Genomic DNA, 26150 nt, shown 5'->3' with positions numbered 1-26150 from the left:
AGGAAAGCTAATGAGTATTCCTATTTATACTTACGATGCAATAATTGTTGGTGCTGGTTTAGCGGGTTGTGCTGCAGCTAGACAATTACAAAAAGCAGGAAAAAAAGTTGCTGTTATTACGAAACTGCACCCACTTAGAAGTCATTCAGGTGCGGCTCAAGGTGGTGTTAATGCAGCCTTTAGTGATGAAGACAGTGTTGAACTACATGAGTTCGATACAGTCAAAGGTTCTGACTATTTAGCAGATCAAGATGCTGTTGAGTTTATGTGTCAAAAAGCACCTCAAACTATCAGATGGATAGAGAGAATGGGTGCAGCATTTAGCCGTACACCTGATGGGAAAATCGCTCAAAGACCTTTTGGTGGACAAAGTTCTCCTCGTGCTTGTTTTGCAAAAGACAGAACAGGTTTAACTCTACTGCAAACTATATATGAACAAGCTCATCGAACTGGTGTAAAGTTTTGGGATGAATGGTACGCTGCTGATATTATCTATAAAGATGGAAAAGTAAGCGGTATAGTCGCTTTTAATATTAGAGATATGCAAGTTGTTATTTTTAATGCAAAATCTGTAATGTTTGCTACTGGTGGATATGCTCGTTCATATAAAATAAACTCAAATGCACATGCAAATACTGGAGATGGACTTTCTATCGTTGCTCGTCATGGTCTTCCTTTAGAAGATATGGAATTTGTACAGTTTCACCCATCAGGACTTTCTGGGAATGGTGTTTTAATCTCTGAAGCAGCAAGAGGAGAAGGTGGTTATCTTCTAAACTCTCTTGGCGAAAGGTTTATGGATAAATATGCTCCTAATGCAATGGAATTAGCATCTAGAGATGTTGTAAGTCGTGCTATTTTAAATGAAATCAGAGAAGGTCGCGGAGTTGGTCCAAGAAAAGATGCTGTTTATATAGATGTAACGCATCTGGGCAAAGATTTAATTATGGAAAAATTACCTGAACTTCGTGATTTAGCTATCACTTTTTTAGGTCTTGACATGATAAAAGAACCTATCTTAATTTCTCCTACTGCTCACTACTCTATGGGTGGTATTCCTGTAAATATCGATGGTAATGTTCGCTTAAATAATGATGAATTTATTGAAGGTTTTTATGCTGCTGGTGAGTGTGCTTGTGTTTCAGTTCATGGAGCAAACCGTCTTGGCGCAAACTCAGTTTTAGAAGCTTTACTTTTTGGTCGCTTTGTTGGTAAAACAATGGTTAAAGAGATAGAAACTATCGAGCTTCGTCCTGCAACCGAGGCAGATGCGCAAGTAGCTTTAAATGAGATTGATTTTGTACTTACCAATAACGGTAAAGAAAAAGTACCAAACCTTAGAAAAGAGCTTCAACAATGTATGACAGATAATGCTGGTGCATTTAGAACTAAAGAACTTCTTGATACTGCAGTGACTACAATTAAAGAGATTCGTCAAAGATTTAAAGACATTCGCATTAAAGATAAATCAAGTGTTTTCAATACAGAACTTCAAGAAGCGATAGAACTAGGTCACATGATTGATTATAGTGCTTTTATAGTTGAGAGTGCGCTTGCAAGAAAAGAAAGTCGTGGTGCTCACTATAGAGAAGATTTTGAAAGTCGTGATGATGAAAACTTCTTAAAACACACAATGGCTTATATGGATAAAGATGGTGAAATCAAACTTGAATATATGGATGTTAAACTTGGAAAACATGAACTACAAGAAAGAACATACTAAGGAGAACTTATGAGTATCAATAAAATAACTACACAACAAGTAAACTTCAAAGTATTTCGTTTTAATGCGGATGAAGATTATCTTCCATACTATGAAAATTATACTATGGAAGTAACTTCAGAGGAAGTTGTACTAGATATACTAAACAGAATTAAATGGGATCATGATGGTAGTTTTTCTTACCGTCGTAGCTGTCGTCATGGAATTTGTGGAGCTTGTGCCATAAAAGTAAATGGTCGTGCTACTCTTGCATGCAAAGAAAGCATGAACAAAATGATAGAGTTTTTTGGTAATGAACTTACCATCGAACCACTAAGCATTAAAAGAGCTATAAAAGATATGATTATAGACAAGGGTGACTTTTGGGAGAAACATGATTCTGTCCACCCTTACCTTATCTCTGATGTTGATGAGCATCCAGAGCATGAACATCTAGTTACTCCCCAAGAAGCGGAAGAGTTAAATGAAGCTGACCTTTGTATTCAATGTGGAGCATGTCACTATGCCTGTCCAGTTGTTGAAGTGAACGAAGAGTTTTTTGGTCCAGCTGCTTTTGCTAAAGCTTATCGTTTTGAGGCAGATGTGCGTGATGATACTCATGTTAAAAGACTTGTAGAACTACATAAAGAGAAGCAAGGTCTTTGGGATTGCGTAAAATGTTATGAGTGTGCTGAAGTTTGTCCAAAAGATGTTAATCCAATCGATAAAATAACTAAACTTCACCATATGCTATTTCGTGAAGGTGTTGCAACTTCAAATGTAGCTACTCGTCATGCTGTTGGTTTCATGCACTCTATCAAAAAACGAGGTGTTTTAGATGAAGGAGAGTTAGTTCTTTACTCTGAAGGTCCTAGTGTTATTAAACATGTTCCTGTAGCTATGAAGATGTACAAAAAAGGTAAAATAGTTATGCCTTGGGCTGTACCAAAATCTGATAATCTTGATGAAATTCAAAAACTTATAAAATCATCATCGACATCAAAGTTCTAAGGGTGAAAAATATGAAAAAACTAAAATATGCACTTTTTACAGGATGTACTGCTAAACAAAGTACTCCAGAGCAAATGATGTCAACTTTAGCAGTTGCTAAAAAATTAGATATAGAACTTGTTGAACTTACAGAAGCTTCATGCTGTGGTGCTTCACATCTACAAGATTATGATGATTTTTTATCTCTAGTTTTAAATGCTAGAAATATTGCTTACGCTGAAAAACATGAACTTACAATGGTTACCATCTGTAATACCTGTCAATTAAACACTGCAATGACTAAACATCGTCTAGATAATGATGAAAATTTAAAAGCAAGAGTAAACGAAAAGCTAAATGAAGTTGGCTTAGAATACAAAGGTACTTCTAATATAATTCATTTTCTTTATGCTATTATAGACGATATTGGTCTTGATAAAATAAAAGAAATGGTAGTTAGACCTCTTAGTCAATTTAATATTGCACCATTTTATGGTTGTCATAACATTCGTCCATCTGAACTTCAAAACAAAACACATAAAACTGCTGAAAACCCTTACAACCCTACTTCACTTGATGATTTAATCATTGCCTGTGGTGGTCATACCGTAGATTATGAGCAAAAAAATAAATGTTGTGGTTTTCATGTTGAGCTTCAAGCACCTAAAACTGCTTCTATCTTAGCAGGAACAGCTATAGCTGGTGCAACAGATGGTAATGCTGACTGGATGGTAACTCCTTGTCCACTATGTCATCTAAAGCTTGATACTCAAATGAAACACTCAGGGGATGCAGTAGGTCGTGAACTAAACCTTCCTGTGCTTCATATGCAACAGATGATAGGACTTGCACTTGGTTGTGAAACAAGTGAACTTGGTCTTGAGCATCATGTAAGCGAAGTCACATTTATTTAGTACGCCAAAGGAAGGCACCACACTTTTGCTTTAGCAACGGTGGTGTCAGCATTTAGTGCTAGAAATTCCTTTGACTACGCTAACGCTTAGTTCTCCTCAGCGGATAACTCACGCACCTTGGTGCTTTTTATATTGCCTCAAAATCTCTTTAAAAGTGAATTATAATGTCAAACTCAATAGAAATAATCTCATGGAATGTTAATGGTATTCGTGCTGTTGGCAACAAAGAAGCTCTAAAATGGATAGATGAAAGACAACCTGATATTTTATGCCTCCAAGAGATAAAGGCTTTAGAAGAACAGATACCACAAGAGCTTTTTGAAAAAAACTATCAAGATATTTTAGTCAATTTCGCGACAAAAAAAGGTTATAGTGGCACTATGACTTGGAGTACTTTGAAAAGTGACTACAACTCTACTTGCAAAAATATAGATACTCTAGCAGAAGGTAGAATAGTTGAAACTCATTATGAAGATATAGTTCTTTTTAATGTTTATTTTCCAAATGGTCAAAAAGATGAAATAAGACTTGCATATAAAATGAAGTTTTATGATGATTTTTTAACTTACTGTGAAAAACTAAAAGATGAAGGAAAATCTATCATAATTTGTGGAGATGTAAACACAGCACACAAAGAGATTGACCTTAAAAATCCAAAAGCAAACTCTAAAACATCAGGCTTTTTAGAAATAGAGAGAGCATGGATAGATAAACTCTTAGAACATGGCTACATAGATACTTTTAGATATGTAAACGGTGATGAGATTGATAGATATAGCTGGTGGTCTTATCGTTCTGGCGCTAGGCTCAAAAATGTTGGTTGGAGAATAGACTACTTTTTTATAAGTGAAGATTTAGCAGAAAACTTAGAAGATGCCTTTATACTAGACTACATAGAAGGCTCTGATCACTGTCCTGTTGGGATAAGACTAAGTATTTAACTTACTTAGCCTTTGGTCTAAAAACTTTTATAACATCTTCATTCACCTCTAAAAATGGACCTTCAATCAAGTCTATACAGTATGGTACCGCAGGAAATACAGCATCTAAACATTCACGAATAGACTTTGGTTTTCCAGGGAGGTTGATGATTAAAGATTTTCCTCTTATTCCTGCTGTCTGTCTTGAAAGAATAGCTGTTGGAACATACTGTAAACTTACTTGACGCATAAGCTCACCAAAACCAGGCATCATTTTCTCACACACATTCTCTGTTGCCTCAGGAGTAACATCTCTTAAGGCTGGTCCTGTTCCACCAGTTGTTACAACCAAGCAACAACCTTCATCATCACATAATTTTTTAATTGTATGCTCTATTACATACTGGTCATCAGGGATACATCTATACAATATCTCAAATTCACTCTTTAGGTAATCCTTCATAGTATCTTGAATTGCCACACCTGAAATATCTTCATATATTCCCTTACTAGCTCTATCACTAGCAGTTATGACACCTATTTTAATTTTACTCATTTTATTATTTCCTTTAAATTTAGTTTCTCAAAAAACTTTGTTTATTATAATATATTCTAACTTATCTGTAAAAAATGGTTTGCATCTTTAATATATGTAACTGTTGCTATTTCTAAAAAAAAATCTTTTACACTAAGAGCATCTACTATACTATCTTTACCACCTAAATAAACCTCTATTTTAACACCCTGCTCTTCAAGTTCTTTTAACTCATCAAGATTCCATGTATAAAAAAGTAATTCATCAAGTTCTTCTATACTACTAACTCTATTTTGCACTATTTTTTTTTCATAAGGCTCAAAACAAGAGTTTAAAAACTTCTTTAAATATATTATCTTATTTTTAGAGTATGCTCTCTTTTGAAGTCTTTTAAATTTTTCATCTTTTGACTGAAAAAAAGCTGGAGATAAAAGTTGTAAAGTATCAACTCTTTGTCCAGATGCCAACTTTTTTTTCGCCTCTTTAAATGCTTTTATCGCTCCATAAGAAAAACCACAGATGCTATATGATGAAGTATTTAAAAAATCTTCTAAAAGATACTCTTCATTTAGTAGAGAAAAACCGCTAAAGAACAGCATCTATCTCTTTTTTTACATCTATTTTGGAGATGCTTTCTCTTTCATTTAAAATCAACTCAACCCCACTCATAGCCTTACTCATAGACTCAATAAAAATTTTAGTTTCATCATATAATCTGTTCATCAAAGTCAACTCTTCATCTTCTTTAGATATTAAATTGTCTCCCATTCCATACTCTTGTAGCATCTTTTTTACTAACTCTTTAGCTTCATCTAAATCTATTTTAGCACTACTTGCGTGTTGTGAATACTTCAAAGAACAAGCAACCATTCCAGATAAAAGCATTTTAATTCTTGATTCTAACTCATATTGAATAAGTGGTTCATCGATGCTTGGAGTTAACTTTTCATTTGAAAGCATTAACTTCTCAAAAGGTAAGTCAAAGTAGGTAGCGCATATAACTTTTGCAGCTTGGTAAGTTACACGAAATGCTTTTTGTTTTTCACTCAACATTTGTAACTTCTTTTTACCAAACATCACTCTATCTTTTACTTGATGAAAATGTTCTATGTTAACTTGAAAATCATTTTGTCGCATTGCTAAAAGTGCAGCTTCATTTACTAAAGCAGCTAAAGAAGCTCCATTAAAACCAACCGTCATATTTGCTACTGCATCTACTTCTAACTCATGTGGAACTTTTTTAAGATACTTTTGTAGTATAGATGCTCTTTCTCTTTTTGTAGGAAGTTCAACAAATACTCTTCTATCAAACCTACCAGCACGAAGAAGTGCTGAGTCTAAAACATCTATCTTATTTGTAGCTGCTAAAACTATTACACCGCTCTTACTCTCAAAACCGTCCATCTCTGTTAGAAGTTGATTTAGCGTTGCTTCTCTCTCATCATTTCTTGTGCCATCTCTTTGTTTTCCAACAGCATCTATCTCATCTATAAAAATTATAGAAGGAGAGTTGTTTTTTGCAGCGGTAAAAAGTTCATGAACTCTTTTTGCACCCATTCCTACATAAATCTGAACAAAAGAAGCACCACTTTGATAGTAAAACGGAACTCCCGCTTCATGTGCAACAGCTTTAGCTATCATAGTTTTACCAACACCTGGAGGACCAACTAAAAGAACACCACGAGGCATTCTTGCACCAAAACTTTTATATTTTTTAGGATTTCGCATAAAGTCTATAATCTCTTCAAGCTCCATCTTAACATCGCTAATCCCACCAATATCACTAAACTTAACATCACTTTTTGTAGCTTCTACGGGAGAACTTTCACCTATATCTACTTTAGCACTTTGTCTAACACCACCACCTTCTACAAGTGGCTCTCTTTTTTGCCACCATCTAACAAGCAATGTTCCACTTCCTAAAATCAACACTCCAAAAAGAAAATATACTAAAATATTTGCTCCTGTATCTACTTTAACCTTGTAATCTATAAACATCTTTGGAGTAACTTGAGAAGATGCAATTTTATAAAAATTATTATCAGTTTTTAAAAAGACAAAATCTTTTGTCACTGTAACATTAGTTACTGTATGATTTTCTAAGATTGACCTAGCATCTTTTAAAGTAATCTCAGATGCATTATCTCGAAGAATCGCAAACAATATCAAAGCTATAATAAAAAAAGCTGAAACATAAAGTAAAATTCTGTTTGTTTTAGAATTTGGCATAGTTAAACTCTCCTCGTCTTTCGTAATCTTTTATATTTATCCAGTTACCCAATAAGTCTTCATTTGAATCAATAACTATTTTATTGAAATGCTGGTCATAACCTACAAAAAGAGAGTCTTTTTGACTCTCAACTAAAATCTCTAGTTCCCCATCAAAAGCTTTTCTAAAATCTAAATTTTTACTCTTTACAATAGCCTCTAGCTCATGCAATCGTTCTTTTGCAAGTTTGCCATTTACATCAAGTTTCATTTGTGCTGAGGAAGTTGAATCTCTTTTAGAGTAAGAAAAAGCGTGTAGATGCGTTAAAGGTAATTTTTTAACATTTTGAATCGCTTCACTCCAAATCTCCTGACTCTCTCCTGGATGTCCTGTTATAAAATCGGTACCAATCGCAAAACCTTTAGATGCTAAAAGTTCAAAAAGCTCTTTATCTTGTTTGTAAACATTTCTTCTATTCATTATCTTTAGCATTTTAGGAGAAGTATGCTGAAGTGCAATATGCAGATGCTTTTCAAGCCATGGTTCATCAAGAAGCTCTTTAAACTCATCATCTATCTGAATAGGCTCAACACTTCCCAGTCTTACGCGTCTTACACCTCTAATTTTAGATATTTTTTTCATCAATTTAGCCATAGAACTATCTGTTTTTTGTCCATAACTACCAACATTTGTTCCAGTTAAGATAAACTCTCCAAAACCGTTCAAAGCAAGTCTTGTGATTTGTTCTAAGATTTTGCTCTCATCCATACTTCTAGCATTCCCTCGAACAAACGGGATGATACAGTAAGAACATCTAAAGTCACAGCCTTCTTGTATCTTTATAAAAGCTCTACTTTTACCTACAAAATCATCAACTACCGCTTCATCTATATGGTTTAAATCTCCAGCATCATAAAAAGGTTTTTCTTGTGAAAGTAAAGAATCTATTTTAAGCTTTTCACTTTGACCAAAAACACCATGAACTCTACCAGATGCTAAAAGACTCTCTCCCTTAGTATGTGCCCCACAACCTGTTAAAAAGATTTTGGCACTTACAGTTTTTTCTATATGAGAAATATATGAGCGAACATGCGTGTCTGCCCCATTTGTAACCGTACAAGAGTTTATAACTATGGCATCAGCTTCTTCTTCATTTTGTGTGATTTTATACTCCTTTAAAGCACCCATCATCACTTGCGAATCATAGAGATTTGTTCTGCATCCAAAGGTCTTAAAGTAGACTTTCTTCATAGAATCTCGTTAGTATTAAAAGGAGCTTGTTTTGGCTCACTTTGAATATGTAGTTTTTGCGTAGGGTATGCGATAGTTATATCATCAGCTGCGTTAAAAGCATCTACAATCTCAACTGAGATAACACTTCTTAAGGTCAAAGTAGCATAAGCATTTGTTAAATACCAAGAATCAATAGATATACCGTTTGGCTCTATAAAAGAAAAAATTCTAGGCTCTACATTTGTGTTTTTAAGACTATATTGATTTCTAAGTTTATTTAATTGTTTTCTTGTAATATCAGTATAACCTTTAGAATACTTTTTAACTATTTCTTTAGCTAAATGCATCGCTTTTTTATGATTTGAATCAAAAGTGATAGTTAGATGAACACCATCCCAAACAGTTTTTAGTGAAGAGTGCGTATAGTTAGCTATCATACGAGTAAATACAAAGTTATTTGGCACAAAGATTATTCTTCCTGCTCTCCTGTTTTTCATAATTGCCGTTAGCGTAATATCTTCTAAAATTGTCATACGAAGTAATGAAATATCCATCACATCACCAACATACTTCATACCATCCATATCAACTCTAATTCTATCCCCAACATGAATACTTCCACCTATTACGATAACAAGCCAACCCAAAATACTCATAAACCAATCTTTCATAGCAATAGCAATACCAGCAGATGCAAACCCCAAAATAGTTACTAAATAACTGACATTTTCTATATAGTTAAAAAATAAAATCAAAATAATAATAGTTACATTTATAAAAGTAATAAACTTGTTTGCCATATAAAAGCGTTCATTGTCTGTTATATATTTTTTAACAAAAAGTCTTAAAATAAAAAATACAAAAAATACAATAAGGACAACAACCCCTATCTTACCAAGTTTGATAACTTGAACTTCTATATCTTTGTTGATATTTATCTCTAAAATTTCTAGTCTTTTTTGATAAACTTCTGCTGTAACACTCATCGTATCAAGTGCAGTTTTAAAGCGTTCTAGTTGTTTAGTTTTTTTGCTTGAATCTATATCATATTTATTATCAATATCTATTGAAGTTAATTCGTTATAAATCATTTTTTCTTTTTCTAAAATAGCTATCAAATCAGTTAGTTCATTTTTTCTTTTTATATAATCATTGTAACCTGAGGTAAGTGTTTTTTTAAGTGAAATTCCTGCAAAAATATCAAAAGGGTTTGATATGCTTGGTCTATCTTCAATACTTGGAGGAGTGATTATCTTTGAAAAGGGTGCTGTATTTTTCTTTTTTAGTTTTTCTATTTGAGAAGCTAAAATTCTCTCTTTTGAAATCAACGCATTTAGTTCATCCTGCTGACTTAGATTTTTTTTAGCTTTATTTTTAAGGTATTTTATGCGTTTTTTTATCTTTTGAAGAGAATTTCTAACATCAAGAGAGGTCATATAAGAAGCGTAACTTTTCGTCCAAACTTTCTCTTTAGATATTTCATTTTCAAGATTTTGTAAAGTTCTTACATATTCTATAACTTTTGTGACTCTTTGTCTTTCTTTTAGCTCGGCATTAGCTTTTAATTCTTCGGCTGTAATCTCATTTGCAAATAATACTGAAGAAATAAGTAATAAAATTGATAATATTTTCATCATCATACCTCTCCAAATTCATTTAAAACTGAGATAACTAAATCTTTATCTACTGCATCAGTAATTTTAACGCCACCGATGCCAACAGGAATGATAAAAGTTATCTTAGCATCTGAGCTTTTTTTATCAAGAAAAAATGTTTCATAAAAATTATCAGAGTTTTCTACATTATAGGTTATCGGTAGCTTGTATTTTTGCAATAACTCTTTTATACTTGAAGCTTCTTCTTTACTCATCAAGCCCATCTTTACAGATATTTCATTTGCCATAACCATACCTATGGCTACTGCCTCTCCATGTAAAAATTCTATATATTTTGTTTCATTCTCAATAACATGACCAAAAGTGTGTCCATAGTTTAAAGCAGCTCGTATGCCATGCTCTTTTTCATCTTGAGCAACTACATTAGCCTTTGTTTGAACTGCTTTTTTTATAACCTCTTCTAAGATTTTTTTATCTTTTAAATTGGCAGTTTGCAAATATTTAAAAAATTCTTTATTAAAAGTTATAGCCATTTTAACTATCTCAGCAAAACCTGCACTAAATTCTCTTGATGGCAAAGTAGTTAAAAAGTAAGGGTCTATATAAACAGCTTTAGGCTGATGAAAAGTACCAACAAGATTTTTACCATAAGAGTTATTCATACCTGTTTTACCACCTACACTAGCATCTACTTGAGAAAGAAGTGTTGTAGGTATCTGAATAAAGTTTATACCTCTTTGATAAATACTAGCAGCAAAACCTGTCATATCACCGATAACTCCACCGCCAAAAGCAATGAGCATTGACTTTCTGTTAAACTTTTTTTCAAACATAGAATTAAGTATGGCATCTATACTTTGTTGATTTTTATACTGTTCTCCATCTTTAAGCGTAATGATGTGAAGTTCTTTTGCAGATATATTTTTTAAAAGATATTTCAAATGTAAAGCAGACACAGTATCATTTGTAACAATAGCTACTTTTGTGTCAAAATATAGTTTAGGAAGTGCATCAATAGTTATGTCATATGAGTTATCAATAGTTTTTTTAAGAGGTATGTTTACTAGCATTATTTATCCAAAATTTTAATTAATTATATGAATAGATAATACTTAAAAAAGGCTAAAACAAGGCTTTATAATTGAACAGGTATAAAAATTTGATGGTAATTATCTAGTTTATAATAGAGTTTTTCGCTATCGGTAGAAAAGAGAGAAAAGATTCTATTTTTAGTTAACTTTTGCGTAAAAGGTAAAATATGCACAAAGTTTTCTTTTTTCTTAAGCACTCTAATAGGATTTTGTGTTTCTTTGATAACTTTAATATTTTTAGAAAAAATCGTTGCAAGGTTATAGTAGTGTTCTATCACTTCTTCTTTTTCTTCTTGATGTTCATTCATATAGTTGTATATTTCTAAGTTAAAACCAAGTTGTTCTGAAATATCAAAAATAGTCGCAGAAATCTTTTCTAAATCTCTGTTGTCACCTAAAATAATCGCCGCTTCTTTGATACTAGAAAATGGTTTATCTGATAGTTTCAAAATAGGAACATGAGATTCATAAAGAAGTTTTCTTGTATAATCATTTGCAAACATATCGCTAGAAACTATAACAAGTCCAATATGGTAAGATTTTATATCTTTATAAAAAACCTCTGCTAAATTCCTTGACTCATACTCTATATCAACAATAACATTGATATCTCTCAAATCTTTAATATACTGAAGTGTTGGGATATTACTCGGGTTTACTACTTTTATGATTAGGTCATGTTTGAATTTTTTATGTGCAAAAACTGCTCTTGTAATTAACTCTTCTATTGTTGTAAGATTAACCAAGGTCATATCAACATACAAGTAAAGATTAGAACCAAATGGTTCTGGAAACTCTCCAAGCTCTCTTTTAATAGCACGATAAACTGACTTTAAAACTGCTGGTTCACCCACCAAAACAAGTTGGTCATTTGGTTGAATCATTCTCCTTCTTGAAGGCATAAGAAGTTTTCTATTTCTATATATAGCAACTATTCGCCAGTTTTTTTGCTCTATAACACCTATATGCTTATAAACAAAAGAGCTTCCAAATGGAACAAGAACTTCCATGATTTCACCCTCACCTAAACCAACATTTTGAGCAATTACTGGAACATTTGGAAGATAGTCAAGAAGTCTAGATGCTAAAATTTCATTTGAATTTACTATGACTACATTTGCATCTTCACTTTGTAGTTCATGCTGCGTTAAAACTATTGTACGGAGCTGTGCTTTTACTAGTTTAATGTTTTTGATAGTGTTTTCAATCTCAACTAGATTGTCCATAGCAATCATTACTTGGACAAATTCCATTTTAAGAAGGTTTGATAATTTTGAAAAACTTGTCGGGTCAAAATTATAAAATTTAAATCGTGCTGGATTTATATCTTCATACTCTTTTGCTCTGAGTTCAACTATATAGTAAATATTTTCACTAGTGTGAGTTTGAAGGACTCTTCGTATAAAATGCTCGCCAACAGTGCCATCACTAATTATCAGTATCTTTTTCATAGGCGAATTATATCATTTTTAGATTAACTTTTATTTCTTTACAAAGAGCTAAAAAATCTTCCCCATATCTTTCATACTTAACCTCTCCCACACCGTTTACTTCTAGCATTTCTTCTTTGTTTTGTGGTAGTTTTATAGAGAAATCTATAAGTGTTTTATCCGAAAATACTATATATGCAGGTATTTCATTTTTAGTCGCAATTTCCAGTCTTAATGCTCTAAAGAGTTCAAAGACATCATCATTAACTGGAGTTGATTTTTCTTGTCTTTTGGTCTTAGTTTTTATATTCATCTTATGAGCATCTATCTCAATTTTTGCTTTTTTTTGTAAAGTTTTTATACCGAAATTTCTAAGCTTTATAGCTCTAAACTCGCCTATTTCCATAGCATCTAACTCAAAAAGTCTATCGGCAACTGCGTTCCAATCATTTTTACTAACATCACTTCCGATACCATAAACAGAGAGTTTATCATGGTTAAACTGAAAAACCTTTTGCCCTTTTGAGCCTCTAAGTACATCTACAACATGAATTAAACCAAATTTTTGTTCGCATCTATAGATGCCAGAAAGTAATTTTTGTGCAAGAAGTGTTATATCTACTTTTTTAACCTCTCCTCTTTTACAGTTATCACAGATTTCTTCACAAGCATCTATATCATCATCAAAATAGTTGGCAATTAGTTTATGCCTACATTCACTAGAGTTTGAATAACTATACATCTTGCGAAGTTTATTATAGAGCAACTCTTTATATTCGCTATTTTCTATTTCATCTATAAATGATCGCATCTTAACATCATCAGATTTTGTATATAAAAGAAGTGTTTGTGCATTTACACCATCTCTACCTGCCCGTCCTATCTCTTGATAGTAGTTTTCCATGGTTTTTGGCATACTCATATGAACTACAAAGCGAATATTACTCTTATCTATACCCATTCCAAAAGCGATAGTTGCTACTACTATATCAATCTTTTCATAGATAAAATCTTTATATACTTTATCTCTTTGTTTACTTGGTAATCCTGCATGATACGCTCCAACGCTATAACCTTTTGTTTTTAAAAAGCCTGAAACACTTTCCACATCTTTTCTACTAAAGGCGTAAACTATTCCACATTGAGCACTAAACTTAGATATAAAGTTTACTAATTGATTTCGTCCATTACCAACTCTTTGCTCTGAGTATATTTTTAGATTATCTCTAAGAGTTTTTCCACGAAGCTGTAGAGGATTTTGTAGGTTTAAAGTTTTTACTATATCTTCTTGAACTTTATGAGTTGCTGTTGCTGTAAAAGCGGCTATATTTGTTGAAGGGAAAATCTTTTTTAATAAACAAAGATTTCTATAATCTTCTCTAAATTCATGCCCCCACTCACTTACACAATGAGCTTCATCTATAACAAAAAAGTTTATCTTTACTTTTTTTAGAAGTTCAACAAAACCATTTGCACTCAATCTCTCTGGTGCGATATACAAGAGTTTAATCTCACCTGCTAATAAGTCTTTAATAGTTTCTTGTATCTCAGCATAGTCTTGCGAAGAGTTTATCATTTGAGCTTTTATAGAGCTATTTACAAGAGCATTTACTTGGTCTTGCATAAGAGCGATTAGAGGAGAGATAACGATGGTAACACCTTCCATCATCAGAGATGGAAGCTGATAGCATAAAGATTTTCCACCACCTGTTGGCAAAATGGTTATCAAATCCTTCTTAGACAAGATAGCATCTATCGCTTCTTCTTGAAAAGCTCTAAATTCATCATGTCCAAATGTACTCTTTAGTATTTTATATTTACTCATGTGGGAATAATACATTCATTATGCTTATTCTCATATTTTTAAAATCCTAATTTTTCAAAATCACCTTCATTCATTTTTCTACTTTCACCATCTAACTCATAAATGCGACCTTTTTTAGCTTTGCCATTTTCCATAGAAACTCTATATTTCATATTTCCATTTTTATAATACTCTTTTTGAGTTCCATAAAAATTTCCATTATCATCAAACTGAAGTTTTGCCTTCATACTTCCATTTGAATAGTAGATTTTTTTATTTCCAATCAGCTTATCCATTTTGTAATTACTTACTGACTTTAACTGTGAGTTATTGTAAAACTCTTTTTGAGTTCCATTTATCTTACCTTTTTTCATAGGAATTTTTGCTTTTAATCTACCATTTTCATAATAACCATAAGTAACTCCATCTACTTTACCATTTACAAAATATGTTTTTGTTTTTATACGCCCACTTTTATAATAAACTCTTGCATGACCGTTTAACTTTCCATTTTTATAAGTTTTCTCAAACTTTACTTTTCCATTTTTATACAGAGTCTTTTTAACCTCTGCGTTAAGTGATGTTATTGCTAACAATGCCACTAAAACAAGTCCTATTTTTTTATTCATTTTTTTTCCTTTTTTTTTAAATTTAAGTTTTATTACTTATAAGCCTATTTCTTCAGGATCCACATGTTCAGCTATCCCACCATGACATTCATGATGTTTATGATCCATTCCCTCTGGACAAATCGCCACAGTATTTACTATTAAAACAGGAACTAAAAACAAAGACACTACCGTAGAAGCAATAGAACCAAAAATCAAAGCAACACCTAATCCACCAAAAATAGGGTCAGTAGAGAGTAATAATGAACCTAATATAATTGCAACTGCTGTCATAACGATTGGCTTTGCTCTTGTTGCTGTTGCAATTGCTATAGCTCTTCTTTTCTCTACACCTTTTTTTATAAGTGCCATAGAAAAATCTATAAGTAACAATGAACTTCTAGCACTTATACCCATTAAAGAAATAAAACCGATGAGTGAAGTAGCAGTTAAAAAGAAGTTTATATCTGCGAAGAAGAGCGAAATAATATCTGTAATAAAATGCCCTGTAATAACCCCAATGATAGACAAAAAACTTGCTAATAAGATAATACCACTTAAGGCAAATGACTTATAATACATAACCATAAGTAAAAACATCAAGACAAGAGCTGCAATAAAAGCACCACCAAGGTCACGAAAAGTATCAAGAGAAACTTTCATCTCTCCATCCCATCTAAGCAACATTTTTTTACCTGAATTTTTTTCTACTAAGTTTAAGTCAAACATATAAGTTGACATTCCTTCTACTTTTGTAACATTAAAATCATCTGATAGTTTTTCTATTATTGTATCTCTTGCTTCTAAGAGTGGGTAAAGCTGAGAAACCAAATCACATTCTGCACTAATACTCACAAAATTTTGTAAATTTTTTCTAAAAATAGTTGGACTAGATGGAATCTCATTTACACTTATAACCTCTCTTATTGGTATCATCATACCCTTTTGATTTAAGAGTTTTAATCTTGACAATTTAAAGTATATCGCTGATTTGGAATTTGACATTATCTCTCGACTTTTATCATCAAGACGAACAAAAATCGGAATTTGATCTTGTTGTTTTTTAGAGTTTTTAACAGCAACAACCATACCCTCAAAAGCAATATATAAAATATTATTTACCTGATCAACACTAAGACCACTTTTTATAACTTTTTCTTTGTCTGGAATTATTTCAAAGTATGGATATATATCATCTTGCATAACATCTATATCAACTAAACCATCTGTTTGACCTAAAATCATAGCTACACGATTAGCAGTTCTACGCATCAACTCATCATCTTTACCAAAAATATTAATCTCTAAAGTTGCAAAAGTTGGTGGACCTGAAGGCATTTCTACAAATTTAATAGATGTAGAATTCACTAAAGTTCCACAAGTTTTTTGGATTAAAGGACGAATTCTATGTACCATTTTATATGATGTTTCATCTCGTGAATGTTTATCACTAAGATTTATAACCATCTCAGCTTGGTTTTTCATTCTCTTCAGGGCACTACCTTTAACTAACCCTGCATAATCCAGTGGTGCTCCTTGAGCCAAATATATTTCAATATTTTTAACAGCTTCTTCTTTTTTCAAATACGACAAAACACAATTTGTGACGCTGCTAGTTTCTCCAATCGAACTATTAGTAGCTGTATCTACATAGATGCTAAAAGTATTTGCACTTTTCCCAGGTAGCATTTTTGCCAGAACTAACTTTGTTGGAATGAGCATAACTGATAGTAAAAAAGCTAAAACTATATATAGTATAACCTTTCTTCTTTTAGCTTTTGAACCTATAATACCATATATCAGTTCTTCCATTAGTGCGTTCCTTTTGCACGCTTAATCATCTTTTTAGCTAAGAATGGAGTAAATACATAAGCTACAAAAAGTGAAACTGCCAAAGCAACTGGCACATTTAATGGTATGGGTTTCATAAACTGCCCCATCATCCCACCAACAAAACCCATAGGAACCATAGTTAATATAATTGCTATTGTTGCTATATTTGTTGAAGGTCCTATCTCATCTGTTGCTTCAACGATAATACGATCAAAACTATGATCTTTTGTTTCTTTTAAGTGCATTCTTCTATGTATATTTTCTATAACAATAATTGCATCATCTACAATAAGCCCTAGACTAAGTAAAAACGCAAAAAGTGTAATTCTATTTATAGTTTGGTCTGTCATATAAGCTATAAAAAGTGTTGTAGCTAAAATCATAGGAACTGCAATAGACACAACTAAAGACTCTCTCCATCCAAGAAACGGGATAAGAATAAGACCAATAATTCCTATGGTTATGACAAGATGATGCATAAGTTCACCAACAGCTTCATTTGCTCTCTCTCCATAGTTTCTTGTAATGATGTATCCTATGCCCTCTTGATTAAAAAATTCACTTCTTTTATTTAGTAAATCTAAAACATCCTCAGCCACATAAACAGCATTTGTACCTTTTAACTTTGACACAGTTAGCGTTACTTGCTGGACAGGTTCATCAAAAGAGCTATTATTATCTCTTTGTGAAATAAGAGAATTTTGAAAATGTTGTATATCATATCCATATTCAATCTTTGCAACATTTTTAAGATAAATTGGAGAACCCATATATTGTGCAATTATTAAATCTTTTAAATCATCTATATCTTCTATTGCATTTTTAACACCAAAAACAATTATAGAATTATTGCTTGTTGGGGCATTAATATTTGGTGCATTTGTTGCAATCGCTTTAACAGAAGCCGCTATTTGACCTAAAGATAGATGATAAGAAGATAGTTTGTCTATATCTACTTTTATATTAAACTGTGGCTTATGCATACCTTTTAGAGTGCTTTTAGACACATTATTTAATGCATTTATCTCTTGCTGAACTTCTCTTACTATGTGATATTGCTTTAAAGTGCTTGGTTTGGTTGAGTCTTTTTGATAAAAAGCAACTGTTACAACAGGGATATCAATATCTATATCAAAAGGTTTAACTAACGGCATTCCTATGCCCTTAGGTAAGGTATCCATATTTTGCATTACTTTATCATATAGTTTAAGATTTGAGGATTCTCTATCTTCGCCTATAAAATATTGTACATTTATCATACCAACATTATTCATCGCAGTACCGTAAATATGCTCAACCCCTTTAATCTCGCGTATTCTTCTCTCAAGTGGTTTTATAACAACATTTGTTATCGCTTTTGGAGATGCCCCTGGTATCATTATGATAATTGAACCACCACTGACCTCTATCTGAGGGTCTTCTTCTCTTGGTGCAATATTTAAAGTGATATAACCAAGAAGAATGATGGAGATTGCAAAAACCATAGTAAGGGGATTGTTTAAAAATGCTTGGGCTAAATATCCAGCTATATTTTTACTTTTATAAGCCTCAGACATTTATCTAATCTCTTGTATAATATTTATCATCTATTTTGATGAGAATTTTTGCATACATTCCAGGAAATATTTTTTCACTCTTCTTTTTGAAATTTATAATTATTTTAAATGTGTGTGCCATTGGATTTGCACTAGGTACTACTGATTTGATATAACCTGTATCTCGATAGCTAATAGAAGGGATTTCTATTTTTACTTTTTGATACTTGTTTACATATTTTAAATCTGATTCTGCAACTTCGCCTTCAATTTGTAAATGCTCTAAATCAACAATTATCATACCAAGCATACCTGGTGAGACTAAATCTCCAACTCGGATTCTTTTTTCAACTATGATACCACTGTTTGGTGCCTTTATCTCTAAGTAACCTGTAACAGTTGCAACTTGTTTTATTTTTGAAGCAGCATTTTTCACTAGAACTTGGGCAGACGCTAGTCCTGCTGAAACATTATCGGCTGTTATATCAAGATTTTGCATATCCTCTGGGTTGAACATACCTTGTTTTTTTAGTGCTTTTCTCTCTCTGTTGATAGAGTCCATACGAGTCTTATACATATTTACAATGGAATTTGCTTGTTCAAGAGCCAAATCTGCTTGAGATTTTAAGATATCAAACTCGGCAGATTCCATTTCAAAAAGAGTATCTTCTCTCTCTACCCTATCTCCAATGTCAAAATATATGTTTTTTATATAACCCATATACCTTGCTCCAACCATTTTTTGATTGTAAGACACGACAGTTCCTGTTATTGGCAACTCAAATGCCAAAACATCAATGCTTAATAAAATAAAAATTGTTAAAAAAATATTTTTCAATATATCACCATTGACGAATTTCGTGATGACACTTCATACATTGCTTCATTATCTTTGTATATGCTTGAGTTGCAGCTTGAACATCACCAGTAGCAAATCTTTGGATAATAATCTTTGCCTTTTTATCAATAGTTTTAACTATTTTATTGCTAAATATTATTTTATTATTCATATATCTAGTCATTGGGTCTTTTTCTTCTAGTTCTTGCAATGGTGGCTGAACTCTTCTTATAGCATCTGAGAGTGCTAAAGCACCATTTTGAACTATATCATTATTATTATAAAAAAAACCAGTTCCAATAGTTGTCATTGCTTCTGCCATAACTTGCATATCTTTTATGCGATCTTGCTTCGTATAAACACCAGAAAAAAGTGCCGTACTTAATAATAAAGTTGCTAATGTTTTTTTCACTTATATAACCTTGTTAAAAATTTGTTATCTATTGGTGAATAGTATAACTAAAATATTTACTTTTGTAACACTTAATCATAAATTTATAAATTTAATTTTGTCACATTTTTGTCACATTAATATAGCTTGTAACATCACAAGTAACGGGTTTAAATGAAGGTTATAATCACATAGTATAGATAGTATAGTATTTACTTATAGTCCAGTATTATTGGGCTTTACAATAGGTTTTAGAGCTAAAATTTCTTATTTTTCTATAAAATATTATAATGTGAATTTAAGTTACACTTTAGCTTTTACGGGATATAGTTATGACATAACACACTTTTATCACATTTTGCTGTGGCAAAAAGGCTAATGATATGCAGTGAAAATCAAGGGGAATAAATGAAAAAAATAATTCTAATGAGTACTATAGTATTAAGTCTATTAACTTCAACAGTGTCAGCTGGTGATTTTAGTTTTGGTGATATGTTTAAAGACATGAAAGACGCAACTACAACTATGAGTCATGATGCTCGTGATACAGCAGATTCTATGAAAGATGGTGGAGTTGAAGTAAGTAAAAGCGGTGAGAGAACTGTCACTTCTTTAGGACATGACGCTCGTGATACTGCTGTAAAAGCATCTGATGATCTGAAGACTAGTGAAATTGCAACAGTTAAAAGTGGAGAGGTTTCTACCACAAGTGTAAGTCGTGATGTTCGTGATAGCACAATAGAGTTAGCAGAAGATTCTAAAGATAGTATCTCTAATACAAGTCGTGACTTTAAAGATAGCTCAACTATGGCTACAAAAGATTTTAAAGATTCTACTATAGCAGTTTCTCATGATGTAAATGATGCAACTAAAACTACATCAAACAATTTGAATGACTCTACTAAAACTGTTTCAGGTGACCTTAAAAGTTCAACAGAAACTACATCAAATAACTTGAATGACTCTACTAAGACTACTTCAAACAATTTGAATGATTCTACTAAAACAACTTCTAATAACTTCAATGATTCTACTAAAACTGTATCTGGAGATATCAAAAATTCAACAGAGACAACTTCTTCTAACTTCAATGATTCTACTAAGACTATCTCAAATGATACTCGTAAATCATCAGTTAGTGCAACAGAAAATGCAAATGATTCTACGAAAACTATCTCAAATGATACTCGCAAATCAACAATTAGTGCAACAGAAAATGCAAACGATGCTACTCATTCGTTAACTGATAAAGAGTATGAAGAGTATAAAAAATATAAAGCTTCTAAAAAATAGACCTTATTTAAATCTAGGGAGCATCTAGCTCCCTACAGCATTAGGAATACCATGAAAACTAACTTCTTTAAAGTTTTATGCATAACACTTTTTTCTATTTTAAGTATGTCAAATTTATATGCTACTCAGAACAAAACTATCATAATTGATGTGCCAAGAGCACCAAAGGTTCAAGCAAAAGTTCCTTCTGTCATTGTGATACAAAACTCACAACAAGTAAACAAAACAACTAATACTACAAAGACTAGTGCTATTGGCGGTAGTAAAAGAGTTCCTCCAAACTATTACAAACAAACGAGTAATACAACTATAAAAAATACTAAAGCAGGCGAAGTAAAAAACTCTAGAGTTAGTGCATATTTACAGACCTCAATCATTACAAAAGAAGAACTTACACAAAGACTACAAAGTGCTGGTTTTAAAATCCTTGGTGAATATAAAGTTGATAAAAAAGCAAATTATATATCCATGATTTTTACAAACGACGAACTAACAAAGATGGCTTCAAAGACTAAAAGAGGTTTTTCTGGTTCTATTAGACTTCTAATAGATAAGAAGAATTCTCAAATCAGCATCTTAAATCCTTTATATGTCAACAAAGCCTTTATGCAAGATAATTATGATGAAAAAGTGACTAAAAAAACATTAAAAGATTTACACTCTATCTTTAGTGATTTAAAAGACTCAAAAGATATTGTAAAATTTGCAAGACTAAATAGATACCAATTTATGCAAAATATGCCACATTATCAAGATATGATTAAAGTAGCAATTGGTGAAAATAAAAAACTTCTAAAAAAAGCTCGAAAATCAAAAAAAATTATCTATGAACATCATTTAGATAATGGCTCAGTTGTCATTGGTGTTAAACTATCAAGAAGAACAAGCAAGTTTGTTAAAAAAACTGGTTATCAAAATAGTGAACTGCTACCTTATCCTATTCTCATAGAAGATAATGTAGCTAAAATACTTGCACCAAAATACTATATAGCAATAATGTATCCAAACCTTTCAATGTCGGAGTTTATGACAATTGCTACTATTCCAGGGGCTATTCAAAAAGATTGTGACAAGGTGTTTCGCTAGATGCAAGATATAGAAGAGTTTAATCAACTGTCAGTAGTTTTAGGTAAAGGACGAGATTGTTCTTTTAGGTTTTTATGGTTACTTTCGGTACCTATTTTTCTTTTAGCATTTGCTCTAGCAGGTTATCTAAAACTCATAAATTTTCGTGTTGAGATACACAGTATTTTAATGCTTGGTGCTATTTTTGTCATTTATCTATTTTTCGTAAGACATAATGCTTATTATGCTTCTTGTAAACTTAGAAAAAATTTTGATGAAGTTAAAAGTAATTTAGTTGTTTTTATAAACAAGAACCTTCTATTTATTGCAGGTATTGAAAAAGCAAATGCTTCTTTAGAAGATTTTTTAAGCCAAGAAGCAAAAAAAATGAGAAATGAAAATTTTTCTTCAATTGCTGCTGGCATATTTCCAACTTTGGGTATTTTAGGTACTTTTATTAGTATTGCAATCTCAATGCCTGACTTTTCTTCACAAACCTCACAAGTTCTTGAAGAAGAAATTTCAAAACTTTTGGGAGGAGTTGGTACAGCTTTTTATGTTTCTATTTATGGTATATTTTTATCTATTTGGTGGATATTTTTTGAAAAAACAGGAATGAGTCGTTTTCAAAAAGATGCAAATCTTATAAAAGAAGCAACAAGTGAATATTTTTGGCAAAAAGAAGAGATTGAGCAAACATACTTCAAGAAGAGTATGGAAAACTTTGAAAAATTAAATAGTGTTTTTGATACCTTTGCATCTGGTGCTTTTGTTGAAAACCTTAACCAAGCACTTGCTCAAAGAATGAATATATTTGAACAAATCATAGACCAAGAACAAAAAGCTACTCTCAAAGTGTCAAAAATTTTACAAGAGAGCGCCGACATGGTTAGTAATATTGCTTCAAAGCAAAAAGATTTGGCATCTATTTTTGATAAAACAATCCAAAAATTTGAAAATTTTTCATCAAATATCAATGCTCAACATAACACCTTAGACAAAGCGCACAATTCGCTTTCAGCTGAATTTTCCCGTGCCGTTATGATTGCTGAAATATTAAGTGAAAATAGTAGTAAACTAAATGAAGCTTTCTCAAATATGAATAAATAAAATCTTATGTTAAAGCAAAATAAAGAAGAAAATCAGAACTTTTGGGTGTCTTATGCTGACTTAATGGCTGGTCTTCTTTTTGTTTTCATACTCGTTGTTGGTGCGATAGTAGTAAAAACATTACTTATGCAAAGTGACTTAGAAACCATTCGTATAAACCTGCAAAAAGAGAAAAGTGCTTTACAAATGAGTGAGTCTGAACTTTTTGATAAAAAAAGTAAACTTCGTGAACTTGTAAAAAAACTCCGCGCTTCAAGAGAAAAAAACATGAAATTAAGTCTTATGATAAGTAGGCTGGAGAGTGAAACAAGTGAATTAAAAGATGATATATCATTTTTAAATTTAAACATAGAAACAAAAGCTTCAAAACTATCACTAAATGACAAAGAGATGCAGTCTTTAAAAGAGTTACTACTTGCAAGTGAAGAAGATGCAGATATGTTGGGATTTAAGATAAATATACTTAATAAAGAAGTTTCAAGTCTTAAGACTTATGCTAAAAATGCAAATATTAGACATGAACTAGATAGTAGTTTTATACAAATAAAAGATGAAGAGATAGCTCAACTTGAAAAAGCCCTACTTCTAAAAGCAAGAGATTATCAAAGAGTTGTTGAAGATTTAAATATAACTAAAATTAAAATTAAAAACTTAACAGGTATAAAAATTTCTGTAGTTAGAAGACTTAAGAGAAAACTAGGTGATTCTATCCAAATAAACCCCCAAACAGGAGCCTTATCTTTTAGCTCAAATATTCTTTTTAATCAAGGAAAATCAGAACTAAAAATAGGTGCTAAAAAAGAGCTTAGTCGTATATTAGGTCGTTATATAGATGTACTGCTAAATGACGCTAAAATGCGTCGTTATATTGACTTGATAACGATAGAGGGACATACAAACTCTGATGGCTCATACCTTTACAACCTTGATTTATCTCAACAAAGAGCTTTGGCAGTTATGCGTTTTTTATATAAACAGTATCCTAAAAATAGAAAACTTTTCAAAAAATATTTAAGCGCAAGTGGTCGTTCATTTGCACAACCTATTCTTACAAAAAATAAAAAAGAAGACAAAGACGCTTCTAGAAGAATTGAGATTAAATTTCGCATTAAAAACGAAGATGCAGTTAAAGAATTAATGAATTACTTAAAATCACAATCAATCTAAAAGGTAGAAGTATCTTTTCATAATTTATTTTCTTTTATATACATCAGTTTTCTTTATCCACATAGCATCTTTTGCGCGTATCCATTTTTTATTTATAAAATAACCTGTTACTTTTATCCAACTTTTTGTTCCTAAATTTGATGTAAATGTTCTATGTTTTTCCCAATCATCTATCTTTTTAGAATTTGGTGAAATATATATAGCACTATTTTTTTTCAAACGAAAACTACTTGCTTTGAAGCTTATGATTTGCTCTTTTTTTGCAACTATTTTATTTTCAACTATGATTATATTTCCCTTTGGCATGAGTTTTGGAAAGGGATTGTCATCTTTTTTTACTTTACATATTTGTAGAGTTTTTTTAGTTGTTTTATTACTTATTTTAGAATTTTTCAACTTATTTTTTAAATCTTTTATCTCTTTATCTTTTAGTTTTAAAAGTTTTTTATATTTTTTTATAGACTGAGTATTACCTGAAGATGCACTGCTAATATAATCTAGTTCAGCTTTTAATATAATATTTTTTTGCTTAGATTCCTTTAGGAGTTTTTTATATTTTTGCACTTGTTCTTCATTAATCTTATACTTAACTAAATCAGGTCTTATATGTTTGTTATCACTTAAACGCTGTTTACATTTTTCATAATCAATTCTAAGTTTTGATATATCATCAACTATTGACTCTATTCTTTGTATTTCATTTGCATGAAATATCGATACTAACAATAAACAAACAATTACTATTTTCATTTTATTTTCCTAAGCAATTTAACACCCATTTCAACATGATGAGTATAAGCAAACTGATCAAAAAGAGCCATATTTACAACTTCATGTGTTTGGCAAAGAAGTTCTAAATCTGTGAGTAAACTCTCTGGGTTGCATGATATATATAATATATTATCATATCTTGAAGCAAAAGAACAACTAACTTCATCCATTCCACTTCGAGGCGGGTCAACAAAAATTGTGTCAATGTTATAGGAGTTTATATCTATATCTTTCATTCTGTGATATTCTCTAACTCCATCTAATGCTCCAACAAAATCTTCAACACTCATGCGAACAAACTCTATATTTTTAACATCATTTAAAAGCATATTTTCTTTTGCTGCGTTTATTGAAGATTTTGATATCTCAGTTGCTAAAACTTTTTTAAACTTTTTTGCAAAAGGTATTGTAAAATTTCCAGCACCACAATACAGTTCCAATAAATCTCCACTTGAACTTTCAACTTGCTTTAATGCCCATGAAATCATCTGCTCATTGACCTTAATATTTGGCTGAGTAAAGCTATTTTCTATATAGCTAAACTTAAATATTTTCTCATCTATATTTAAACTCTCAGTAATGTAGTCTTGCCCTATGATTAGCTTTTGTTTTCTACTTCTACCTATGATATAGATGCCAAGTTCATTAGCTATTATTTTTGCTTTATTTTGCCATTGCTCATCTAGTTTACGATGATAAATCAGAGAAACAACAATTTCGCCACTAGCTGAACTTAAAAAATCAGCACCAAAAAGTTTAAAGTCAATATCTTGATTTTTTATACTTTTTAGTAACTTTGGCATAAGTTTAAATATATGAATATTCACCTGAGGACATTCATCTACTAAAACAACACCTTTATGCTCTAAATGATTCATAGCGTAATGAATCTCATCATCTTTATGCCAAATCTTAAACTCACTTCTTGAGCGATAATTTGACTCTGGAGATTTACAAGCTAAAATATCACCCTTATAAAAAGGCTTAAATCTTTGTTTATTTAGTTTTAATTTATAGTCTAATTGTGCCTCATACCCATCTTCATAAATTCTGCAAGCACCACATTCACCAAAATATTTACATTGCATCTAGAAA

The 26150-nt window shown here is 31.5% G+C and carries 23 protein-coding genes; 8 read left to right on the top strand and 15 right to left on the bottom strand.

Going from position 1 to position 26150, the window contains the following annotated elements; translation table 11 throughout:
* The first annotated feature begins 10 nt into the window (after window positions 1-10).
* The 4 genes from sdhA (at window position 11) to MOV50_RS12555 (ending at window position 4547) form a co-directional block, all read left to right on the top strand.
* A complete protein-coding gene (gene sdhA, locus MOV50_RS12570) occupies window positions 11-1723 on the top strand; it encodes a succinate dehydrogenase flavoprotein subunit (RefSeq protein ID WP_321778243.1) in 1713 nt (570 codons plus the stop codon).
* Between the two features lie 9 nt (window positions 1724-1732).
* On the top strand, window positions 1733-2713 hold the full coding sequence (locus tag MOV50_RS12565; RefSeq protein WP_321778242.1) for a succinate dehydrogenase iron-sulfur subunit: 981 nt from the start codon (window positions 1733-1735) through the stop codon (window positions 2711-2713).
* A gap of 11 nt (window positions 2714-2724) precedes the next feature.
* Complete coding sequence (locus MOV50_RS12560; RefSeq protein WP_321778241.1) at window positions 2725-3606, top strand: CoB--CoM heterodisulfide reductase iron-sulfur subunit B family protein; 882 nt, start codon at window positions 2725-2727, stop codon at window positions 3604-3606.
* 164 nt (window positions 3607-3770) lie between these two features.
* The gene (locus MOV50_RS12555) at window positions 3771-4547 is read left to right on the top strand and encodes an exodeoxyribonuclease III (RefSeq protein WP_321778240.1); all 777 of its coding nucleotides are present in this window, start codon (window positions 3771-3773) and stop codon (window positions 4545-4547) included.
* A gap of 1 nt (window position 4548) precedes the next feature.
* Here MOV50_RS12555 and mog read toward each other — a convergent pair whose 3' ends face one another.
* The 13 genes from mog to MOV50_RS12490 form a co-directional block, all read right to left on the bottom strand.
* Complete coding sequence (gene mog, locus MOV50_RS12550; protein ID WP_321778239.1) at window positions 4549-5082, bottom strand: molybdopterin adenylyltransferase; 534 nt, start codon at window positions 5080-5082, stop codon at window positions 4549-4551.
* Between the two features lie 56 nt (window positions 5083-5138).
* Window positions 5139-5660 carry a pimelyl-ACP methyl ester esterase BioV gene (gene bioV / locus MOV50_RS12545; RefSeq protein ID WP_321778238.1) on the bottom strand — a complete coding sequence of 174 codons (522 nt, stop codon included), beginning with the start codon at window positions 5658-5660 and terminating at the stop codon, window positions 5139-5141.
* A complete protein-coding gene (locus tag MOV50_RS12540) occupies window positions 5647-7290 on the bottom strand; it encodes an ATP-dependent metallopeptidase FtsH/Yme1/Tma family protein (protein ID WP_321778237.1) in 1644 nt (547 codons plus the stop codon). The genes bioV and MOV50_RS12540 overlap by 14 nt, the downstream gene beginning before the upstream one ends.
* Entirely contained in the window at window positions 7277-8521 is a 1245-nt protein-coding gene (gene mtaB, locus MOV50_RS12535) for a tRNA (N(6)-L-threonylcarbamoyladenosine(37)-C(2))-methylthiotransferase MtaB (protein ID WP_321778236.1), read from the bottom strand. The genes MOV50_RS12540 and mtaB overlap by 14 nt, the downstream gene beginning before the upstream one ends.
* Window positions 8518-10137: a mechanosensitive ion channel family protein gene (locus tag MOV50_RS12530; protein WP_321778235.1), complete on the bottom strand. Its 1620-nt coding sequence runs from the start codon at window positions 10135-10137 to the stop codon at window positions 8518-8520. The genes mtaB and MOV50_RS12530 overlap by 4 nt, the downstream gene beginning before the upstream one ends.
* A 2-nt stretch (window positions 10138-10139) precedes the next feature.
* On the bottom strand, window positions 10140-11189 hold the full coding sequence (gene aroB, locus MOV50_RS12525; protein ID WP_321778234.1) for a 3-dehydroquinate synthase: 1050 nt from the start codon (window positions 11187-11189) through the stop codon (window positions 10140-10142).
* Window positions 11190-11254: 65 nt separating this feature from the next.
* Window positions 11255-12661, bottom strand: a complete 1407-nt coding sequence (locus MOV50_RS12520; protein WP_321778233.1) for a COG3400 family protein — start codon at window positions 12659-12661, stop codon at window positions 11255-11257.
* A gap of 7 nt (window positions 12662-12668) precedes the next feature.
* Entirely contained in the window at window positions 12669-14465 is a 1797-nt protein-coding gene (gene recQ, locus MOV50_RS12515; protein WP_321778232.1) for a DNA helicase RecQ, read from the bottom strand.
* A 38-nt stretch (window positions 14466-14503) separates the two neighbouring features.
* The gene (locus tag MOV50_RS12510; RefSeq protein WP_321778231.1) at window positions 14504-15073 is read right to left on the bottom strand and encodes a toxin-antitoxin system YwqK family antitoxin; all 570 of its coding nucleotides are present in this window, start codon (window positions 15071-15073) and stop codon (window positions 14504-14506) included.
* 36 nt (window positions 15074-15109) lie between these two features.
* Entirely contained in the window at window positions 15110-16864 is a 1755-nt protein-coding gene (locus tag MOV50_RS12505) for an efflux RND transporter permease subunit (RefSeq protein WP_321778230.1), read from the bottom strand.
* A complete protein-coding gene (locus MOV50_RS12500) occupies window positions 16864-18441 on the bottom strand; it encodes an efflux RND transporter permease subunit (RefSeq protein ID WP_321778229.1) in 1578 nt (525 codons plus the stop codon). Before MOV50_RS12500 ends, MOV50_RS12505 begins: the two co-directional genes overlap by 1 nt.
* A 4-nt stretch (window positions 18442-18445) precedes the next feature.
* Window positions 18446-19258, bottom strand: a complete 813-nt coding sequence (locus MOV50_RS12495) for an efflux RND transporter periplasmic adaptor subunit (RefSeq protein ID WP_321778228.1) — start codon at window positions 19256-19258, stop codon at window positions 18446-18448.
* Window positions 19259-19262: 4 nt separating this feature from the next.
* A complete protein-coding gene (locus tag MOV50_RS12490) occupies window positions 19263-19670 on the bottom strand; it encodes a cytochrome C (RefSeq protein ID WP_321778227.1) in 408 nt (135 codons plus the stop codon).
* A gap of 387 nt (window positions 19671-20057) precedes the next feature.
* Between MOV50_RS12490 and MOV50_RS12485 the strand changes: the two genes are divergently transcribed.
* From MOV50_RS12485 to MOV50_RS12470, 4 genes are read left to right on the top strand one after another with little or no spacing between them, the layout of a single operon-like run.
* Complete coding sequence (locus tag MOV50_RS12485) at window positions 20058-20942, top strand: hypothetical protein (protein WP_321778226.1); 885 nt, start codon at window positions 20058-20060, stop codon at window positions 20940-20942.
* Window positions 20943-20993: 51 nt separating this feature from the next.
* A complete protein-coding gene (locus MOV50_RS12480) occupies window positions 20994-22028 on the top strand; it encodes a hypothetical protein (protein ID WP_321778225.1) in 1035 nt (344 codons plus the stop codon).
* Window positions 22029-23117 (top strand): MotA/TolQ/ExbB proton channel family protein, encoded by a 1089-nt coding sequence (locus MOV50_RS12475; RefSeq protein ID WP_321778224.1) that lies wholly within the window; start codon window positions 22029-22031, stop codon window positions 23115-23117.
* Window positions 23118-23123: 6 nt separating this feature from the next.
* On the top strand, window positions 23124-24284 hold the full coding sequence (locus MOV50_RS12470) for an OmpA family protein (RefSeq protein ID WP_321778223.1): 1161 nt from the start codon (window positions 23124-23126) through the stop codon (window positions 24282-24284).
* 24 nt (window positions 24285-24308) lie between these two features.
* On the opposite strand, the gene MOV50_RS12465 is transcribed toward MOV50_RS12470, so the two are convergent.
* Together MOV50_RS12465 and trmA are read right to left on the bottom strand one after the other, a co-directional pair.
* Window positions 24309-25034, bottom strand: coding sequence for a hypothetical protein (locus MOV50_RS12465; protein ID WP_321778222.1), 726 nt, complete (start codon window positions 25032-25034; stop codon window positions 24309-24311).
* On the bottom strand, window positions 25031-26143 hold the full coding sequence (gene trmA / locus MOV50_RS12460; RefSeq protein WP_321778221.1) for a tRNA (uridine(54)-C5)-methyltransferase TrmA: 1113 nt from the start codon (window positions 26141-26143) through the stop codon (window positions 25031-25033). Before trmA ends, MOV50_RS12465 begins: the two co-directional genes overlap by 4 nt.
* Window positions 26144-26150: the final 7 nt, after the last annotated feature.

Origin of the sequence: Sulfurimonas sp. (assembly GCF_029027585.1) — a bacterium.
Lineage (GTDB): Bacteria > Campylobacterota > Campylobacteria > Campylobacterales > Sulfurimonadaceae > Sulfurimonas.
This window is presented reverse-complemented; position numbering and strand designations above follow the sequence as displayed.

What these genes read in the sequence shown, in the direction of transcription:
- MOV50_RS12470 (WP_321778223.1), top strand. Translation starts at nt 23,124, where the DNA reads ATGTTAAAGCAAAATAAAGAAGAAAATCAGAACTTTTGGGTGTCTTAT.
- MOV50_RS12565 (WP_321778242.1), top strand. Translation starts at nt 1,733, where the DNA reads ATGAGTATCAATAAAATAACTACACAACAAGTAAACTTCAAAGTATTT.
- MOV50_RS12520 (WP_321778233.1), bottom strand. Translation starts at nt 12,661, where the DNA reads ATGAAAAAGATACTGATAATTAGTGATGGCACTGTTGGCGAGCATTTT.
- bioV (WP_321778238.1), bottom strand. Translation starts at nt 5,660, where the DNA reads ATGCTGTTCTTTAGCGGTTTTTCTCTACTAAATGAAGAGTATCTTTTA.
- MOV50_RS12560 (WP_321778241.1), top strand. Translation starts at nt 2,725, where the DNA reads ATGAAAAAACTAAAATATGCACTTTTTACAGGATGTACTGCTAAACAA.
- MOV50_RS12480 (WP_321778225.1), top strand. Translation starts at nt 20,994, where the DNA reads ATGAAAACTAACTTCTTTAAAGTTTTATGCATAACACTTTTTTCTATT.
- MOV50_RS12540 (WP_321778237.1), bottom strand. Translation starts at nt 7,290, where the DNA reads ATGCCAAATTCTAAAACAAACAGAATTTTACTTTATGTTTCAGCTTTT.
- MOV50_RS12505 (WP_321778230.1), bottom strand. Translation starts at nt 16,864, where the DNA reads ATGGAAGAACTGATATATGGTATTATAGGTTCAAAAGCTAAAAGAAGA.
- mtaB (WP_321778236.1), bottom strand. Translation starts at nt 8,521, where the DNA reads ATGAAGAAAGTCTACTTTAAGACCTTTGGATGCAGAACAAATCTCTAT.
- MOV50_RS12555 (WP_321778240.1), top strand. Translation starts at nt 3,771, where the DNA reads ATGTCAAACTCAATAGAAATAATCTCATGGAATGTTAATGGTATTCGT.
- MOV50_RS12500 (WP_321778229.1), bottom strand. Translation starts at nt 18,441, where the DNA reads ATGTCTGAGGCTTATAAAAGTAAAAATATAGCTGGATATTTAGCCCAA.
- recQ (WP_321778232.1), bottom strand. Translation starts at nt 14,465, where the DNA reads ATGAGTAAATATAAAATACTAAAGAGTACATTTGGACATGATGAATTT.
- mog (WP_321778239.1), bottom strand. Translation starts at nt 5,082, where the DNA reads ATGAGTAAAATTAAAATAGGTGTCATAACTGCTAGTGATAGAGCTAGT.
- MOV50_RS12530 (WP_321778235.1), bottom strand. Translation starts at nt 10,137, where the DNA reads ATGAAAATATTATCAATTTTATTACTTATTTCTTCAGTATTATTTGCA.
- MOV50_RS12475 (WP_321778224.1), top strand. Translation starts at nt 22,029, where the DNA reads ATGCAAGATATAGAAGAGTTTAATCAACTGTCAGTAGTTTTAGGTAAA.
- aroB (WP_321778234.1), bottom strand. Translation starts at nt 11,189, where the DNA reads ATGCTAGTAAACATACCTCTTAAAAAAACTATTGATAACTCATATGAC.
- MOV50_RS12485 (WP_321778226.1), top strand. Translation starts at nt 20,058, where the DNA reads ATGAAAAAAATAATTCTAATGAGTACTATAGTATTAAGTCTATTAACT.
- MOV50_RS12510 (WP_321778231.1), bottom strand. Translation starts at nt 15,073, where the DNA reads ATGAATAAAAAAATAGGACTTGTTTTAGTGGCATTGTTAGCAATAACA.
- trmA (WP_321778221.1), bottom strand. Translation starts at nt 26,143, where the DNA reads ATGCAATGTAAATATTTTGGTGAATGTGGTGCTTGCAGAATTTATGAA.
- sdhA (WP_321778243.1), top strand. Translation starts at nt 11, where the DNA reads ATGAGTATTCCTATTTATACTTACGATGCAATAATTGTTGGTGCTGGT.
- MOV50_RS12465 (WP_321778222.1), bottom strand. Translation starts at nt 25,034, where the DNA reads ATGAAAATAGTAATTGTTTGTTTATTGTTAGTATCGATATTTCATGCA.